This window comes from Variovorax sp. IB41 (assembly GCF_016405905.1).
Lineage (GTDB): Bacteria > Pseudomonadota > Gammaproteobacteria > Burkholderiales > Burkholderiaceae_C > Variovorax.
The window spans coordinates 172,472-189,485 of the sequence record NZ_JAEFCB010000010.1 but is presented as its reverse complement, the minus strand read 5'-3'; the positions used below and the strand labels follow the sequence as shown (position 1 = coordinate 189,485).

At 64.5% G+C, this 17,014-nt stretch carries 15 protein-coding genes; 12 read left to right on the top strand and 3 right to left on the bottom strand.

Features of this window, described 5'->3' with window-relative positions:
• Positions 1–2: 2 nt before the first annotated feature.
• Genes JC881_RS19335 through metC form a run of 3 tightly spaced genes read right to left on the bottom strand, consistent with a single transcriptional unit; the run spans position 3 to position 2,608 of the window.
• On the bottom strand, positions 3–773 hold the full coding sequence (locus tag JC881_RS19335; protein WP_198787324.1) for an amino acid ABC transporter ATP-binding protein: 771 nt from the start codon (positions 771–773) through the stop codon (positions 3–5).
• Entirely contained in the window at positions 770–1,420 is a 651-nt protein-coding gene (locus JC881_RS19330; protein ID WP_198787323.1) for an amino acid ABC transporter permease, read from the bottom strand. Before JC881_RS19330 ends, JC881_RS19335 begins: the two co-directional genes overlap by 4 nt.
• 21 nt (positions 1,421–1,441) lie before the next feature.
• Complete coding sequence (gene metC / locus JC881_RS19325) at positions 1,442–2,608, bottom strand: cystathionine beta-lyase (protein WP_198787322.1); 1,167 nt, start codon at positions 2,606–2,608, stop codon at positions 1,442–1,444.
• A gap of 112 nt (positions 2,609–2,720) precedes the next feature.
• On the opposite strand from metC, the gene JC881_RS19320 reads away from it, so the two are divergent.
• The 12 genes from JC881_RS19320 (at position 2,721) to JC881_RS19265 (ending at position 17,000) form a co-directional block, all read left to right on the top strand.
• Positions 2,721–3,674, top strand: coding sequence for a LysR substrate-binding domain-containing protein (locus JC881_RS19320; protein WP_093442858.1), 954 nt, complete (start codon positions 2,721–2,723; stop codon positions 3,672–3,674).
• Positions 3,675–3,792: 118 nt separating this feature from the next.
• Complete coding sequence (locus tag JC881_RS19315; protein ID WP_233101899.1) at positions 3,793–4,644, top strand: transporter substrate-binding domain-containing protein; 852 nt, start codon at positions 3,793–3,795, stop codon at positions 4,642–4,644.
• 11 nt (positions 4,645–4,655) lie between these two features.
• Complete coding sequence (locus JC881_RS19310) at positions 4,656–5,489, top strand: transporter substrate-binding domain-containing protein (RefSeq protein WP_198787321.1); 834 nt, start codon at positions 4,656–4,658, stop codon at positions 5,487–5,489.
• Positions 5,486–6,520, top strand: a complete 1,035-nt coding sequence (locus tag JC881_RS19305) for a succinylglutamate desuccinylase/aspartoacylase family protein (RefSeq protein ID WP_198787320.1) — start codon at positions 5,486–5,488, stop codon at positions 6,518–6,520. The genes JC881_RS19310 and JC881_RS19305 overlap by 4 nt, the downstream gene beginning before the upstream one ends.
• 257 nt (positions 6,521–6,777) lie before the next feature.
• Entirely contained in the window at positions 6,778–8,736 is a 1,959-nt protein-coding gene (locus JC881_RS19300) for a sensor histidine kinase (RefSeq protein WP_198787319.1), read from the top strand.
• A gap of 18 nt (positions 8,737–8,754) precedes the next feature.
• Complete coding sequence (locus JC881_RS19295; protein WP_198787318.1) at positions 8,755–9,471, top strand: response regulator transcription factor; 717 nt, start codon at positions 8,755–8,757, stop codon at positions 9,469–9,471.
• Between the two features lie 176 nt (positions 9,472–9,647).
• Positions 9,648–12,704, top strand: a complete 3,057-nt coding sequence (locus JC881_RS19290) for an autotransporter outer membrane beta-barrel domain-containing protein (protein WP_198787317.1) — start codon at positions 9,648–9,650, stop codon at positions 12,702–12,704.
• Entirely contained in the window at positions 12,701–13,141 is a 441-nt protein-coding gene (locus tag JC881_RS19285) for a hypothetical protein (RefSeq protein ID WP_198787316.1), read from the top strand. The genes JC881_RS19290 and JC881_RS19285 overlap by 4 nt, the downstream gene beginning before the upstream one ends.
• Positions 13,142–13,370: 229 nt before the next feature.
• Positions 13,371–14,387: an SLAC1 anion channel family protein gene (locus JC881_RS19280; RefSeq protein ID WP_198787315.1), complete on the top strand. Its 1,017-nt coding sequence runs from the start codon at positions 13,371–13,373 to the stop codon at positions 14,385–14,387.
• A gap of 167 nt (positions 14,388–14,554) precedes the next feature.
• Positions 14,555–14,767 (top strand): hypothetical protein, encoded by a 213-nt coding sequence (locus JC881_RS19275; RefSeq protein ID WP_198787314.1) that lies wholly within the window; start codon positions 14,555–14,557, stop codon positions 14,765–14,767.
• Positions 14,768–14,795: 28 nt separating this feature from the next.
• Complete coding sequence (locus tag JC881_RS19270; protein ID WP_198787313.1) at positions 14,796–16,214, top strand: radical SAM/SPASM domain-containing protein; 1,419 nt, start codon at positions 14,796–14,798, stop codon at positions 16,212–16,214.
• An 18-nt stretch (positions 16,215–16,232) separates the two neighbouring features.
• Positions 16,233–17,000, top strand: coding sequence for a hypothetical protein (locus JC881_RS19265; RefSeq protein ID WP_198787312.1), 768 nt, complete (start codon positions 16,233–16,235; stop codon positions 16,998–17,000).
• Positions 17,001–17,014: the final 14 nt, after the last annotated feature.

Below are 17,014 nucleotides of genomic sequence, written 5' to 3'. Positions count from 1 at the left end.
CCTCAATCCTGTATCAGCCCCAGGAAGTCCCTGGAGCGCTGGCTCGCGGCGGCACCGAAGAAGTGATCGGGCGCCGCGTCTTCCACGATCACGCCGCCTTCCATGAAGATGATGCGGTCCGCCGCGTCCTTGGCGAAGCGCGTCTCGTGCGTCACCACGAGCATCGTCATGCCCTTGTCGGCGAGATCGCGCATCACCTTGAGCACCTCGCCGCGCAGCTCGGGGTCCAGCGCCGAGGTGGGCTCGTCGAACAGGATCACCTCGGGGTTCATGGCGAGCGCGCGCGCAATCGCCACGCGCTGCTTCTGCCCGCCCGACAGGCGCCCCGGGTACTCGTTCGCCTTCTCCAGCAGCCCGACCTGGCCGAGCAGCTCGCGCCCGCGCGGCAGCGCCTCGGCCTTGCGGATGCCCTGCACCGAGACCATGCCCTCGATCACGTTGTCCAGCGCGGTCATGTGCGCGAAGAGGTTGAACGACTGGAACACCATCGCGGTCTTCTTGCGGATCTCGCGCATCTTGCGGCGCGTCTCGCCCGAGGGCCTGGGCCCCGCATCGGCGATCTCGATGCCGCACATGCGGATGCTGCCGCTGTCGGGCATCTCCAGGAAGTTGAGCGAGCGGATCAGCGTCGTCTTGCCCGAGCCCGAGGGCCCCATGATGACCACCACCTCGCCGCGCGCGACCGAGAAGTCGATGTGCCTGAGCACCTGGTTGGCGCCGAAGCTCTTGGCAAGTCCGCGAACCTGCACCGGGGGGTTGAGCGAATCGTTCATGCGTAGCGCTTGGAGAGTCGGTTTTCGAGCCAGGTCTGCAGGATGGTGAGGATCTGGTTGATGAACCAGTAGATGGCCCCGACGATGAGGAACATTTCCATGTACCGGAAGGTGGTCGCGCCCATCTGCTCGGCCACGCGCGTGAGCTCCACCACGGTGACGGTCGAGGCGAGCGAGGTGTCCTTCATGAGGCCGATGAGGCGGCTCCCCACCGGCGGCAGCGCGATGCGAAAGGCCTGCGGCAGCACGATGCGCACCAGCGTCTTCCAGTAGCCCATGCCCATGGCCCAGGCGGCCTCCCACTGGCCCTTGTCCACCGCCATGATCCCGGAGCGGAAGTTCTCGCTCAGGTAGGCCGCGGCGAAGAGGCTCAGCGCCAGCAGCGCCGAGGGAATGGGCGGAATCACGATGCCCCAGGTCGGCAGCCCGAAGTAGATCAAGAGGATCTGGATCAGGAGGGGCGTGCCGCGAAACACCGACACGTACGAGAACGCGAACCAGCGCAGCGGCCGGAACGGCGAGATGCGCGCCAGCGCGATCAGAAGGCCCAGCACGCAGCCGAAGAAGAACGCCGAGAACCCGAGGCCCAGCGTGACCAGCACGGCCTTCTCGAGCAAGGGCAGCGCCCTCAGAAACAGATCCATCATCGTGGGACTCCTTGGGGTTCTTCAGCGCGCGGACGCTGCGGTGCCGTGCGCGCTGTAGCCGGCAAGCGCGGCCTTCAGATCGGCGATCAGATCGTCCGTGTCTTCCAGCCCGATCGACAGCCGCACCACTGGCTGGTCGGTGGCCGGGAAGACGCGGTCGGCCTGCAGCGCCGCGGGGTAGTACGCGGCCAGGCTGTGCACGCCGCCCCAGCTCGCGCCGATGACGAAGTGCCGCAGCGCATCGAAGAAGCCGTGGAACGCGCCTTCGGGCGCGGGCTTGAGCACCAGCGAGAAGAGGCACCCGTTGGTGCGGAAGTCGCGCTTCCACAGCGCGTGGCCCGGGTCCGATTCGAGTGGTGGGTACAGGAGGCGCTCGACGGCCGGCTGCGCCTGCAGCCATTGCGCGATGTGCAGCGTCGAGGCGCTCTGCGCGGCCAGCCGCACCTTGAGCGTCTCCAGCCCGCGCAGCACCAGGAAGCAGTCGTCGGGGCTCACCTGCTGGCCCAGGATGCTCTGCGTTTCGCGCAGCACCTCGTAGTGCGCGTGGTCGTTCGTGCTGATGCTGCCCATCAGGAGGTCGGAGTGCCCGCCCATGAACTTGGTCGCCGCCTCGATGCTGAAATCCACCCCGTTCGCGAGCGGCTGGAACCCGAGCGGGCTCGCCCAGGTGTTGTCCATCATCGTGAGCACGCCGTGGCGCCGGGCCACGGCCGCGATGGCGGGCGTGTCCTGCATCTCCATGGTCACGGTGCCGGGCGATTCCATGCAGATCATCCGCGTGTTCGGGCGGATGAGCGCCTCGATCTCCGCGCCGATGGCCGGCGGATAGAACTCCACGTCGACATTCATCGCGGCGAGCCATTTCTGCGCGAAGGTCTTGAGCGCCCCGTAGCAGGCGGCCGACACCAAAAGGTGCTCGCCGCCCCGCACGAAGCCCATCACCGTGGTCATGAGCGCGGACTGCCCCGAGGGCGTGACCACGCAGTGCCGCCCGCCTTCGAGCTCGGCGATCCTGCGCTCGAGCCCGCGCGCCGTGGGCGTGCCGGTGATGCCGTAGCTGAAGCCGTCGGGCTGGCGGCTCTTGCGGTTCACGAAGTCGGCGAAGGTGTCGAACACCACCGTGGAGCCGCGCATCACCGGGGGCGAAAGGCTCTCGAACGCCACATTAGTTGGGTCTATAGATTGCATTTATGCTATTCGTTCAGGTTAGGTGGTCCGCGACCGGTGCCATGGAAGTATTCGCCTTCCGCCCTATCGGCTCAACAGGCTGCAAGAGTCGCTCAATAAGCAGAGGTTATGGATGGAAAAACGCGACATCGAGGTGTTCCGCGCGGTCATGCGCGCCGGCACGACCAGCCAGGCGGCCAACCTGCTGGGGGTGTCTCAGCCCGCGGTGAGCCAGTCGCTGCGCAAGTTCGAGACCGCCTGCGAACTGCGCCTGTTCGAGCGGGTGCGCGGACGCCTGGTGCCCACGCAGGAGGCGCTCGCGCTCATGGTCGAGGTGGACCGCTACTTCACCGGCCTGGAGATGATCGAGCACCGCATCCGCAGCTTGAAGTCCTTCGGCCTGGGGCGGCTGGCCATCGGCTCGCTGCCCGCGCTGGGCACCGGCTTCATGCCGCGCGCGATCGCCGCGTTCGGGCTGCACGAGCGGCAGATCCAGCTGTCGTTCCAGGTCATGAGCTCGCGCGAGGTCTACCAGCAGGTGTCGGCCGGCCAGCTGGACTTCGGGCTCATGGCCGAGGAGCTCTCGGTCACGGGCCTGGAGCACTCGCCGTTCGCCGCGGTGTGCGGCGTCATCGTGATGAACGCGAAGCACCCGCTCGCGCGCAAGAAGATCCTGGACGCCGACGACCTGGCGAGCCACCCCTTCATCGCGCTCAACCCCGAAGACGTGGGCCGCCGCGCGCTCGACCAGGCGCTGGCCGAGGAAGGCAAGACCTTGCGGCCGGTGATCGAGACGCCCTACTCCATCTCGGTGTGCGAATTCGCGCTGCAGGGCGTGGGCATGGGCATGGCGCATCCGGTGATGGCGCTGGACTACATCTCGCGCGGCCTGCTGCTCAAGCCGATGGTGTTCGACATTCCGGCCACCTCGCTTCTGGTCTTTCGGCCCGGCATGCCGCTGTCGGACAACGCCAAGGAGCTGCTGCGCGTGATGCGCATCCAGCTGGATGCGGACTTGAAGCGCGTGCGCGAGGTGCTGGGCCGCTCGGCCGTGTCTTCAGTGAAGCGGGCACCTAAAAGGGGATAGTGGTTTCCCCGATTGGTGCATAAGCTCAGGTTATTGAGCAACTACCGGCGCACGATTGTGGCGGGCGGATGACGCCGACAAGATCGCGCTCATTCACACCTTCTTGCAGGACAGCGCCATGAACCGAACCCCTCTTCGCCGAACACTGCTGTGCAGCCTGATGGGCGCGTGCGCATCGCTCGCACTCCTCGGCTCCGCCACCTGGGCCCAGCAGCCGCGCGACCTCTTGGCCGCCGCGCGCAGCAGCGGCGTGATCCGCATCGCCAACACACAGGCCAGCCCGCCCTGGAGCATGCTGGACGACAAGAACCAGCCCGCCGGCTACGACGTCGAAGTGGCCAAGGAAGTGGCCCGGCGCATCGGCGTGGCGAAGGTGGAGTTCGTGGCCGACCTCTTCAAGAACTTCGTCGAGGGGCTGAAGGCCGGCAAGTACGACCTCGTGATGAACGACCTCACGCCGACCGTGGAGCGCGAGAAGCAGGTGGACTTCAGCGCGGCCTACGGGCTGGAGGACTTTCGCATCTTCGTTCGCACCGCCAACAACGACATCAAGGACCGCCCCGACCTCAAGGGCAAGCGCATCGGCGTGACCGCGGGCACGAGCAACGAATCGTGGTCGCGCGCGAACCTCGCCGATTCGGAGATCGTCACCTACGACAACGGCGGCCTCGTGTTCAACGACATCGCCATCGGCCGCATCGATGCGGTCATCAGCTCGCACTTCGGCGGCATGAAGTACGCGACGGTGAACAAGCTGCCGATCAAGGAAGTCGGCCCCATCCTCACCTACCAGCTGTCGGCCGCGGCCATGGCCAAGAACCAGCCCGCGCTGCGCGAGGCCGTGAGCAAGGCCGTGCGGGACATGCGCGCGGACGGCACCATCGACCGCCTCTCCACGCGCTGGCTCGGCGTGAGCTACCAGATGACGGTGGAGATCGCCAAGGCCGAGAAGCAGGCGGAAAAACAATGAAGCGCCAAGCCATGAAGCGCCGCCTTCTCTTTCGCACGGCAGGCGCGATCGCGCTCGCCGCCGCCGGCCTCTGCGCCGCATCGCTCGCCACCGCGCAAGCGGACGACTCGCTCTCGCGCCTGCAGAAAGCCGGCGTCGTCAAGGTCGCCAACACGCAGGAGAGCCCGCCCTGGAGCTACCTCGGCGCGGACAACCTGCCCACCGGCTACGACGTGGCCGTGGCGCGCGAGATCTTCCGCCGCCTGGGCGTTGCGAAGGTGGAGTTCGTCGCGGACAAGTTCAAGCACTTCATCGACGGCGTGAACGCGAAGAAGTACGACGTGGTCGTCAACAGCCTCGCGCGCACCAACGAGCGCGCCAAGGTGGTCGACTTCACCGTGCCCTACACCGTGCAGGACTTTCGCCTCTGGGTGCACGAGCGCAACACCGACATCCAGGACGCGGCCACCCTCAAGGGCAAGACCGTGGGCGTGAGCGCGGGCACCACCAACGAGATGTGGGCGCGCAACAACCTGCCGTCGTCGGAGATCAAGGCCTACGACGGCGGCGGCTTCGTCTTCAACGACCTGGTGAACGGGCGCATCGACAGCATCGTGGACTCGTACTTCAACGGCTACAAGATGAAGACCGTCAACAAGCTGCCCATCAAGTCGGTCGGCGAACCCGTGGTGTATTCGCTCGGCGCGGCCGTGGTGCCCAAGAACTCGCCCGCGCTGCTCGCGGCCATGGACAAGGCCATCGGCGACATGATCGCGGACGGCACGCTGCAGAAGCTCGCCGACCAGTACGTCGCGCCCGGCTACGACATGGTGGGCAACATGAAGAAGGGCTCGGCCTGGAAATGAGCGCGGCAACGACAACGACAACAGCGGCCAACCCCATCCAGTGCGACATCGACCTGGGCGCCGACGGCAAGCACATCGGGTTCCTGCGCCTGCCGCACTCCGTGCACCGCTCGGCCTACGGGTGGCTGCCGATTCCCATCGCGTCGATCCGCAACGGCGAAGGCCCCGTGGTGCTGGTGTCCGCGGGCACGCACGGCGACGAGTACGAGGGGCAGATCATCGTCTCGCGCCTCATCCGCGAGATCGACCCCGCGATGGTGAAAGGCCAGCTCATCCTCATGCCGATGGCCAACGCGCCCGCGGCCGAGGCGGGCCTTCGCACCTCGCCGCTGGACGACGGCAACCTCAACCGCCTGTACCCCGGCAACCCGCAGGGCACGCCCTCGCAGGTGATCGCGCACTACATCGAGCACACGCTGCTCGCGCGTGCGCAGTACATGATCGACCTGCACTCGGGCGGCACCTCGCTCGTGTACGACGGCGCCAACATGATGGGCCTGGAGCCGCGCGATGCCGAAGAGGAAGCGCGCGTCACGGGCCTTTTGAAAGCCTTCGGCCTGCCGCGCGCCTTTCTCTATCAGCCCAACCCGGTGAACGTGACGGCGGCCGCGCGGCGGCAAGGCGCCATCTGCTTTCTCACCGAGCTGGGCGGCGGCGGCGGCGTGGATGCGGCGCTCGTCGAGCAGGGCCGCCACGGCCTTTTGCACCTGCTGGGCTACATCGGCCTGCTGCACGGCGCGCTGGTACCGGCCGCGCCGCCGGCGACCGCGCGCCTCATGCAGATCGACCGCAAGCTGCACTACGTGTACGCGATGGACGACGGCGTGCACGAGCCGCTGGTGGGCCTGGGCGCGGTGGTGCGCAAGGGCGATCCCGCCGCGCTGGTGCACTTTCCGGCGCACCCGAAGCGCGAACCCGAGACGGTGTACTTCCCGGGCGATGGCGAAGTGATCTGCAAGCGCGCGATCGCGATGGTCAAGCGCGGCGACTGCATCTTCCAGTTGGCGAGCGAGCGCCGGGCGAAGGTCTGACCGAGGCGCCCCCCCCGGGGCGTCCCGCGATGTCCCCGCGACGCGGCGTGGCCTGCAGCATCCGGCGTTGAGTGTGAGAATCCGGCGGCCCCTCAGCCCCGAACGGAGACGCCTCCATCCCGAACCTCGCACCTCCTCGCCTTGCGCACCGGTTTCTCCTCTGCCTGCTGGCCGCATTTCTTTTCTGCCTGTCCTGCACCGCATCGGCCCAATCGGGTGATGCGCTCGAATCGGTCGACGCGACCGAGGCCGATGGCGTGGCGCAGCCCTTCGGCTTCGGGCAGGCGATCGCGGTGCTTCGCACACCCGCGAATTCACTGGCCACCAGCGAGGTGCTGTCGGGCCATCGGGACGCCGAGTTCATCGAGCCTGCGACGCCGAACCTCAAGTGCAACGACGGCACCGTGTGCTGGGTCCGATTCACGCTGCAGCGCAGTGCGCAGGCACCGGCCCACTGGTGGCTGCGCGCGAGGGCCGTGCGGCCCGGCGCGGTGGCGCTGTACGCGGCCGGTGCGAACAAGACGAACGAAACCAACGCGCTGCTGCCCCGCGAGCTCCCGCTGAACTGGCGCTTCGTCAGCTCGGACCTGTTCTTTCCCGTGCAGCTCGCCCAGCAACCCGCGACCTACTACATGCGCCTGGAAGACACGTTCGGCGTCGACGGCTTCTCGCTGCTGCAGGACGGCGGGCTGGAGCGCCAGCAGCGGCAACTGAGCACGTACCTGAACATCAGCGCCGGCGCCACCTTCGCGCTGCTGGTGCTCAACCTGATCTTCTGGCGGTGGCTGCGCGACCGGCTCTTTCTGTACTTCGCGCTCGTCATGCTCTCGGCCGTGCTGCTGCACGCCTGGCAGATCGCGCCCTCGATGTGGGAGCCCGAGCGCGTGGGCGACCTGGCGCTTCGGGGCGCGATGCAGTCGCTGTTCCAGGCGACCACCGCGCTCTTCGTCTCGCGCATGTTCGAGTTCAGGCGCTACCTTCCCATGGCGGCGCGAATGGTGGGCGTGTTCGTCGCGTTGAACGTGGTGACGGGCGTCATTTCGCTGGCGGGCCATCACGAAGCGATCGAGTACCTCACCGCGGTGCTGGAGCTCTCGGCGCTCGCGGGCACCATCGCCGCGGCCGGCTGGCTGCTGTTCGTCAAGCGCCAGTGGCAGTTCACCTGGCCCGCGGCGTTGATGCTGCTGCTCGCGGTGGCGAGCCTGGTCGGTCGGCTGCGCTGGCTCGGCGTGCTGGACGCGGGGCCCGACGAAGGCCTCGGGCCGACGTGGATCGTCGTGCGCCTGACCTACATGCTGCTCCTGGCCATCATCGTTGCCGACCGCACCCGGCGCGCGGAGCTGCATGTGCGCAGCGCCCGGCGCCGCGAGCTGGACGAGGCGCAGCGCGCGGAGCGCGTGCTCGAAGAGAAGGTGCTGCAGCGCACCTCCGAGCTCGCGCGCAGCAACGCGCTCCTGGCCGAAGAGATCGACCGCCGCCGCCGCGCGGAGGCAGGCCTGGAGGCCGCGCTCAGCTCCGAGCGCAGCGCCATGCAGCAGCAGCGCCAGTTCGTCTCGCTGGTGTCGCACGAATTCCGCACGCCGCTCGCGGTGATCGATGCGGCGGCGCAGTCGATCGCGCTGCCGGGCGTTGCGGTGGAGCCGCGCATCGTCAAGATCCGGCGCGCCGTGCAGCGCCTCACGCTGCTGGTGGTCAACTGCCTGGCCGAAGACCGCCTGCATGCCGACCGCATGCTGCCCAGGACCGAGACGGTCGATCTCAAGGCCATCGTCGAGGCGCTGGCCTCGCCCTTCGCGCCGCTGGACCAGGCGCGCATCCGCATCCAGCTGCCCGCCGCCGGCAGCTGGGTGCATGCGGACCCCGCACTGCTGGAAATCGCACTTCACAACCTTGTACAAAATGCCATCAAGTACTCCCCGCCCGATAGCCCCGTGGACATCCGGCTCACCGACCACGAGGGCGCCGCGCGCATCGACGTGGAAGACCGCGGCGGCGGCATTCCCGCCGGCGAGCAAGGCCGGATCTTCGAGCGCTTCTTTCGCGGCGCGGGCTCCCGCATCGCGAGCGGCACCGGGCTCGGGCTCTTTCTCGGCGCCGAGATCGCGCATGCGCACGGCGGCTCGCTCACGCTCGTGCGCTCGGGCATCGAGGGCTCGCTCTTTCGCTTCGGGATGCCCGTTGCATCGGGTGCATCGAGCGCACCGGTTGCATCCTGACGCCGCAAGGCGCAGCGCATGAGGATGATCGACGCATCGACGCCCCTCCGCGTCTACCTCGTGGAAGACGACGACGACCTGCGCGAAGACATGGCCCTGCTGCTGGGCAGCGCCGGCTTCGAGGTGCTGGGACTGGCCGATGCGCCCGCGTTCTACAAGGCCCACGCGCTCGCGCCCTGCGAGGTCGTGGTGCTCGACATCGGGCTCGATGGCGAAGACGGCCTCTCGCTCGCATCGCAACTGCGCGCCTCGGGCTCGATCGGCATCGTGATGGCGTCGGCCCGCGGCGCTGTCGAAGACCGCATCGCGGCACTGCGCCAGGGCGCCGACGTGTACATGGTCAAGCCCGTGCATGTCGATGAACTGAGCGCAACGATCCGCATGCTCGGCAGCCGCGTGCGCTCAGGGAGGCAGCCGGCCAATGCATCGGCGCCCTCCCTGCCCTCTGGCGCCGGATGGCGGCTGACCGAAGGCGACTGGATGCTTTGCGACCCCGAGGGCAAGACGCTCAAGCTCACCAGCAACGAGCGCGGTTTTCTCGCCCTGCTGATGCGCTCGCACGGCGGCGTGGTGAGCCGCAACGACCTGCTCGCGGGCCTGGAAGGCGAAGCCGGCGCCCTGGACCCCAAGCGGCTCGACGTGATCGCCAGCCGCCTGCGCCGCAAGAGCGAGCAGGCCGGCATGCGCCTGCCGCTGCATGTGGTGCGCGGCGCGGGCTACCAGTTCGCCGCGTAGCGCGCGCGCAGGCGAAAAGGCGAGCACGCACGGCGCGCGCGCCACTGCAATTCTCTGCAACTTAGTGAAAGGAACGAGCGTTGACCCCACCCCCCTGATCCCTGACAGTCGCTCCCGCGCCAAACGTTAAATATTGTTTCTTGGTGCGCCTTCACAAAACAACGAGGAGCGAGAGCTTGAACAGGACATACAGGTCGGTGTGGAACGAAACGCTGGGCGCATGGGTCGCCGCATCGGAGCTGGCGTCGGGGCGCGTGAAGAGCTCGGCCCGCGCCACGCGGCATGCGGCCATTCGCCTCGCGCCGCACGCCGCGGCGGCGGTGCTGGCCCTGGCCATCGCGCCATCGGCGCTGGCCGCCGCCTACACCGCATCGAACGAAGCAGAGCTGGCCACCGCCATCGCGTCCGCGAATGCGGACGGCGATCCGTCGTCCACCATCACCCTCACCAGCAACATCACCATCGCCGCGCCCGGCGCGGTGCCCTCCGCCACCAAGGCGCTGACGATCAGCCCCGGCGCCTTCGTGCTGGCCACGGCCGGCAACGGCAGCATCGATGCGGCGGCCGGCGCGACGGTGACCGTCGACGGCCGCATCACGGGCACGGGCCAGTTCAACAAGAACGGCGCGGGCACGCTGGTCTTGACGGGCACGGGCAGCAGCTACACCAACCGCATGGTGATCGGGGCCGGCGCGGTGCGCGTGCAGGGCGGCGGACAGATCACCTTCGGCAATGCCGTCGGTAACACAGGGCTGGAGGTGAGCGGCAACAACGCGAGCGTCACCATCACCGGCGCGGGCTCGTTGATGGACGCGCGCGACGGCGCATCCAGGGTGGGCTCCGTGGCCGGCAGTTCGCTGACCGTGGAGAGCGGCGGCCAGTTCCGCACGAGCAACGCGCTCATGCTCGGCGATACAGCGGGCACGACGGGACGACTGAGGGTCGACGGTGCGGGCTCCCTGGTCTCGATCAACGGACTGTCGATATTCCGCGGAACGGGTTTCATCGACGTCACGGCCGGAGGCAAGATCGACAGCGGCTCGTTCGCCATCGGCGGCATTGGCACGATTTCGGCGGGAGGCACCGGTGCGGTGACGGTGACCGGCCCCGGCTCACGGCTCGATACCGGCACAGCGAACCTGCACGACGGCTCCCTTGCAATTCTCGATGGCGGCGTGGTGGCCACCGCGTACACGCGCATCGGCACCACCGCAGGCCAAACGGCCTCGACCGTCATCTCGGGCGTTGGCTCGCAACTGGTGTCCAGCTCCTCCAGCGCAGGCGTCGATTTCGAGATCGCGCGGGCCGGCGACGCCTCGCTCCAGCTGGCCAACGGCGGCACGGCTTCCGCGCGCGCGGGCGTCGGTACCGTGAAGATCGCCAGCGCGGCCGCGGCCCGCGGCACCCTGAGCATCGGCGGCGCACTGGGCCAGGCGGCCCAGGCGCCGGGCGTGCTCGAAGCGTCATCGGTCACGCTCAGTACCGGCGCGGCCACCATCGACTTCAACCACACCGACGGCAACTACCACTTCGCCGTGCCGATCCTCGGCGGCTCCGCCGCCGCCGTGGTGAGCCAGAGCGGCCCCGGCACCACGGTGCTCAGCGGCGCCAACACCTATGCGGGCACCACGCGCGTGGCCGCCGGCACCTTGCGCGCGGGCGCGGCCGGCACGCTGAGCGCCGCCTCGGCCTACACCGTGGCCGCGGCCGGCACGCTCGACCTGGCCGGCTTCGGCCACACGCTCGCCTCGGTGGACAACGCGGGCACCGTGTCGCTCGTGGGCGGCGCACCGGGCACCACGCTCACCGTGAAAGGCGCGTGGGTCGGCAACGGCGGCACGCTGCGCCTGGGCACCGCGCTGGGCAACAGCGCGAGCCCCACCGACCGATTGGTGCTCGACGGCGCAGGCGCCATCGCCAGCGGCAACACGCAGGTGCGCATCGCCAACCTCGGCGGCCTCGGCGCATTGACCACGGGCAACGGCATCGAAGTGGTGAGCGCGATCAACGGCGCGACCACCACCGCGCAGACCACCAAGGACGCCTTCAGCCTCGCAGGCGGCCATGTGGACGCGGGCGCTTTCGAATACCGCCTGCATGCGGCCGATGCCGGCGGCGCGGGCGAGAACTGGTACCTGCGCTCGGCCGTCGTGGTCGCGCCGCCGGTCGATCCGGGCACGCCGCCCGCGGACCCCGGCACGCCCGGCGCACCCGGTAATGCGCCGGGCGGTGCCGCACCGGCGCCTGCGCCCATCGTCATCCCGACCTATCGCACCGAAGTGCCGCTGTTCGCCGCGCTGCCCGCGCAGCTGCGCCAGGCATCCGTCTCGATGCTCGGCAGCCTGCACCAACGCATCGGCGACGACGACGTGAAGGGATCGGCCGCGGCCTCCGAGGGAACCGCCCGCCGCGCCTGGGCGCGCGTGCTCTCCACCGACATCGACATCCAGCAAAGCGGTACCGTGTCGCCGACCAGCAAGGGGCGCCTCACGGGCTTCCAGGCCGGCACCGATTTGCTGGCCACGCCGAACTGGCGCGCGGGCCTGTACGTCGGCCAGCTCGACGGCGACGCCACGGTCAACGGCTTCGCCAGCGGCGTGAGCAACCTGCGCACGGGCCGCAACGACTTGCGCAACGAATACGTCGGCGTGTACGGCACCTTCACCGGCGACAGCGGTTTCTATGCCGATGCCGTCGTGCAGTCGGGCCGCCACCGCTACACCGTGCAGACGAACATCGGCACCGGTGCCGAAGGCAAGGGCAACAGCCTGCTGGGCTCCATCGAGGTGGGCCAGTCCTTTCCGTTGGGCGGCAGCGGCTGGCGCATCGAGCCGCAGCTGCAGCTGATTCACCAGCACCTGGACCTGGGCAACTCGGTGATCCTGGGCGCCGTGGTGCAACCGCAGGCCGACAGCGGCTGGATCGCGCGCGCCGGCGTGCGCGTGAAGGGCGAGATCGACACCGTCATGGGCGCGCTGCAGCCGTATGGCCGCTTCAACGTCTACAAGACATCGAGCGGCACCGACATCGCGCGCTTCGTGAACGGCGCGACCACCACCGACATCGCGGCGCCCACCGGCGGCACGAGCACCGAACTCGCGGGCGGCTTCACGCTGGCGCTCGGCCCCACGACCAGCCTCTACGGAGAGGTCGGCAAGCTCTGGTCGTCGGGCGGCGATGCGAAGGTCAAGAGCGCGATCAACGGCTCCCTCGGTGTGCGCGTGAAGTGGTGAGAACGGGCGCCCGACAAGCGCACGGTGAAGACGACGCCAGAGGCGCCCAGGAGGCGCAGGCCTTCGCGCGCCGGCACAGCGCCTCGTTCATCTCGCCCTACGCCGTCCGGCTCGAAGGCGACGGCATCACGCTGCGCGACCGCATGCAGGTGAGCCAGGCCATGCTCGTGATGCTCGAGCAGGGCCTGGGCGGGCCGGACCACGTCATCGCCTGCTTTCGTGCGTGGCAAAAGCAACGCGAGAGCGGCTTCGACTGGATGAACAAGATCGAGCGCGACAACGCGCGCACCTGGCAACAGGCCTTCGATCATTCGGCGGGCGTGGCCGCGGGCATGCTGTCGCGGCCCGGCGCGGTGCGGTTCATCTTCGAGTTGCGGATTGCGCAGGATGCGATGACCAGCCTGTGGCGCGTGGGCGGCGACACGGCGCAGGGCTGAGGGCCGGGCTGCGCCTGCGATGGCTTGACCCCTGAACTTGCTCGGCCCATTTCGATTTGTTCGCGTTGTCGCAGTTGAACTGCGACAACTCGGACAAAACGAAATCGTCGAGGCCCGCTGGAGCGGAAAAAAGCTGGGGCCACCGCGCACGTCAGACAACACATGAATTTGGCAGGAATCGCCGCCTCACGACACGGACGGCCGACCCCTGTGCGCCCGAGACTGCGCCATGACAAATTCCGCTACCTCTGCCCTCGCCGCGGCGGGCACTCGCCCTGCCTCCGGCGCGTCCATCAAGAACCTCCCCGTCAACCTCTTCGCCGCGGTCATGGGCCTGTCGGGGCTTTCGATGGGCTGGCGCTTTGCGCACACCGAGTTCGGCGTGCCGCGCGTCGTGTCGGATGCGATCGGCCTCTTCGCCACCTTCGTGTTCGTCGTGCTGCTCGTGGGCTATGGCGCCAAGCTGCTGCGGCACCCGGCGGCCGTGAAGGCGGAGTTCCATCACCCGATTGCCGGCAACTTCTTCGGCACCATCGCCATTGCGCTGCTGCTGCAATCGGCCGTGCTCGGCACCACCTGCGACAGCGCGCTGGGCCACGCGCTGAGCCAGGCCATGTGGATCGCCGGCACCGTCGCCACGCTGCTGCTGGCCGCATACGTGGTCTCGCGCCTTCTGGGCGGCAACTGCCACCCCGCGCACGCGGTGCCCGCGTGGATCATTCCGGGCGTCGCCGCGCTGGACATTCCCGTGACCGGCAGCCACATGCCCATGGCCTGGGCCGGCGAGGTGCTGCTGCTGTCGGCGGCGGTGGGCTCGGTGCTGGCGCTCGTGCTGTTCACGATGATCGTCACGCGGCTGATCCAGCACGAGCCGCTCGCGCCGGCGATGACGCCCTCGCTGCTGATTCTTGTCGCGCCCTTCGAGGTGGGATTCACGGCGTATGTGAACCTCACGGGGCGGGTGGACCTGTTCGCGGGGCTGCTCTTTTACTTCGGGCTGTTCTTGTTCGTGGTGCTGGCGCCGAAGGTGTTCAGGCGGAGCGTGCCGTTTGGGGCGGGGTGGTGGGCTATTAGCTTTCCGCTGGCTGCGATGGTGAATGCGGGGTTGAAGTACGCGAGCGTGCGGGGGGCGGTGCCGTTGAAGGTGGTGGCTGGGGGGATGTTGGTGGTGTTGACTGCGACGATGTTTGTGTTGGCGGTTCGGACCGTGCGGGTTCTCTTTACTGGGCGATTGCTGGCAGGGTGAGGGTGATATCGACAAAACTCTCGTCGGAATTCACCAATATATGGGATTGACAATTAAAAACAGAACACATACACCAATCCTTGCACCAGGTTTATTACAAACGATCTGATGTAGCCCAAGGCAAATTTAAAACATTACTCATAAACTCTCATAACCAGGATCATTTTATGACAAAGAAGTTGCAAATCTCAGTTGAAATCACCGTCGATGACAATTTCGATGAAGCCAATCTTTCCGATGATTTTGGAAAGGCTCTTCAAAACGCAATCGCGCCACACATTCCGATTAGATCGGCCGGAGATCTTCGAATTTCTCGAGCCGAAGAAAAAGGAATGAATGCAATGTGGACCAAAACAACCTGCGACATCGGTGGTCATTGAATGCATTAACCACTAGTATTGGAGCGCCATGTTTGATCGTGCGTCGATCCCGGATAAAAAGCCTCTCTGTCTTTCTGAGCACAGAATTTTGACTTTGCGTGATGGAAAACTTGCCATCTTGGCCTCAAAGCATACGGGCTGGGTCATCATTGAGGAGCGCGATTACGCTAGTTTAACCCACTGGCTTTCCAAATCAATAAAACTTGAAGATACTTCGCTCTCGCAGACATCGACACTGAATGTTTTGTGGCATGCCGGCCTACTTGTTGCCCAAGGGGATTTGAGTTCAGCCTCGACAATTATTAAAAAGAAAAAAATAACAACCCTACTGCTTAAAGTTACCGGAAGCTGCAATTTTCAATGCACTTATTGCTATGACTACGAGGCGAAGCGCTTTAAGACGCGATTATCAACGGAGCGCACTGTTAGTGTAATATCTGAAATCCTCAATACTCAAGATGATTTAAACATCGCGTTTCACGGTGGCGAGCCTTTATTAAGATTTGATTTCATCAAACAAATAGTTGAATTCATAGAAAAAAATCATCAACACAAAAAAATCAAATACACAATTCAAACAAATGGCTCTCTATTCACCCAAGAGATAGTTGATTTCTTGGAAACAAAGAAATTCACTGTCGGTATTTCTTTTGATGGAAAAACATACAATTCCAACAAACTTCGAATTGGACCCAGAGGGTCCAATTCGTTCGACGTACTTCAACATCTTCTCAAAAACTTCGGCGAGTTCATCAGGCGAAGGTGTGGAGTTCTTGCAGTAGTTTCACAAAGCTCTATAAACGAAATCCCCGATTTTGCAATTTGGTTGCAAGACCAAGGTTTTCGGAGTCTATCCCTCGCCTTCATGGATGCTACGGGGAAAGGACTGGGATTGACCCACGAAGTTCCAAGTCCTAAAGATGCAGCACTTTTATATGCTCGTCTCGTCAAGCTTATCCAGGGGGGAGAAATTTCAAAAATTAATATATCCTCTCTAGTAAGCTATATAGACAATCTTTTTTCATTTATCCCAAGGGATTTTTGCAACAGAGGACCCTGTGCCGCTGCCAATGAATTCCTGGTATTGGATTCAGAAAACAAGTTGCGCTCCTGCGATATTATTTACGATCCTTTTTTTGAGATCGGAGATGCGACGCAAAACCCCAACGACGATACCGTTCTCGCGGCGCGTGAAAAAATTGGCGAAAGGCATATTTGGCTTAAAAGCTTCGGGAATTCTTGTTCAACTTGCGCTCTATTTGGATTGTGCGGAGGCACTTGCGTGGGCAAAGCAATTTCGTCGACCGGCAGCAGTCATACGGTAGATCAAGTCACCTGTAGCATTGCTAAATTCATCTACCCAACAATATTAGAAGAAATAGCAAATATTGGCTTGGATTCCGGCCCGTTAATTTCGTACTATCGCAAGCACGTGTTACCCAACTAATGCGAATAATCTTTACTTATGAATGAAGAATCGCTCATTGCAAAACTTCGAAAGCTACGTGATGACTCGATCGGCCGACAAGACTTGCTTAGTCAGACGTGGGATAAAAGCTCACCAATGGTTCGAAAAGCATTCAAGAACTACAAAATCGTCACAAATCGGCTCGGCAGTGGGTATTTAGATGAGTCCGACTTCATAAATGGGTACTTAAATAGTTGCTATAAGAACGCAGAGCAAGCTGCCGGAACGGCTATATCGAGTCGGGCAGTAAATTTAGAAGGAGGCTCAAAAACACTTTACTTATGCTGGCACTTTCGCGATTACCCAACCTTACGCCCTATTCTCCTGGCTCACAAAGCAATAATTCTGGTTGCGCGCGATGCAGATTGGCTAGAGGACCTTACCAGCGCCGGCCTAACGTTCAACTTTAGATCTGGAAAGCCAATTTCCAAACTAGTACGGGAAATGCGAAATGGCACTCCAATCGTGGCAATGTTTGACTATTGCTACGAAGAAACCAAGCAGGAGATCGTTAACTTTCTCTCCTATCCTGTTAGAACTCCAATAGGCATCCTAAAACTCGGAAAACTTTTCAACTATGAAATTAGGGTGCTTGGTCCAGTTAAAAAAGATATTGGAACGCTCTCACACTTTAAAGAAATCAACAACGTAAGCGCATTGGCTACAACAATAAATTCAGAAATTAGTAACGCAATTCTGAGGAACCCAACTGAATGGCTAATGTGGCCAGCTCTGGATCAAAGGGTAGTTGAAAAATCAGGTTGAGTTCGCTCTAACTC

What these genes read in the sequence shown, in the direction of transcription:
- JC881_RS19335 (WP_198787324.1), bottom strand. Translation starts at nt 773, where the DNA reads ATGAACGATTCGCTCAACCCCCCGGTGCAGGTTCGCGGACTTGCCAAG.
- JC881_RS19330 (WP_198787323.1), bottom strand. Translation starts at nt 1,420, where the DNA reads ATGATGGATCTGTTTCTGAGGGCGCTGCCCTTGCTCGAGAAGGCCGTG.
- metC (WP_198787322.1), bottom strand. Translation starts at nt 2,608, where the DNA reads ATGCAATCTATAGACCCAACTAATGTGGCGTTCGAGAGCCTTTCGCCC.
- JC881_RS19320 (WP_093442858.1), top strand. Translation starts at nt 2,721, where the DNA reads ATGGAAAAACGCGACATCGAGGTGTTCCGCGCGGTCATGCGCGCCGGC.
- JC881_RS19315 (WP_233101899.1), top strand. Translation starts at nt 3,793, where the DNA reads ATGAACCGAACCCCTCTTCGCCGAACACTGCTGTGCAGCCTGATGGGC.
- JC881_RS19310 (WP_198787321.1), top strand. Translation starts at nt 4,656, where the DNA reads ATGAAGCGCCGCCTTCTCTTTCGCACGGCAGGCGCGATCGCGCTCGCC.
- JC881_RS19305 (WP_198787320.1), top strand. Translation starts at nt 5,486, where the DNA reads ATGAGCGCGGCAACGACAACGACAACAGCGGCCAACCCCATCCAGTGC.
- JC881_RS19295 (WP_198787318.1), top strand. Translation starts at nt 8,755, where the DNA reads ATGAGGATGATCGACGCATCGACGCCCCTCCGCGTCTACCTCGTGGAA.
- JC881_RS19280 (WP_198787315.1), top strand. Translation starts at nt 13,371, where the DNA reads ATGACAAATTCCGCTACCTCTGCCCTCGCCGCGGCGGGCACTCGCCCT.
- JC881_RS19275 (WP_198787314.1), top strand. Translation starts at nt 14,555, where the DNA reads ATGACAAAGAAGTTGCAAATCTCAGTTGAAATCACCGTCGATGACAAT.
- JC881_RS19270 (WP_198787313.1), top strand. Translation starts at nt 14,796, where the DNA reads ATGTTTGATCGTGCGTCGATCCCGGATAAAAAGCCTCTCTGTCTTTCT.
- JC881_RS19265 (WP_198787312.1), top strand. Translation starts at nt 16,233, where the DNA reads ATGAATGAAGAATCGCTCATTGCAAAACTTCGAAAGCTACGTGATGAC.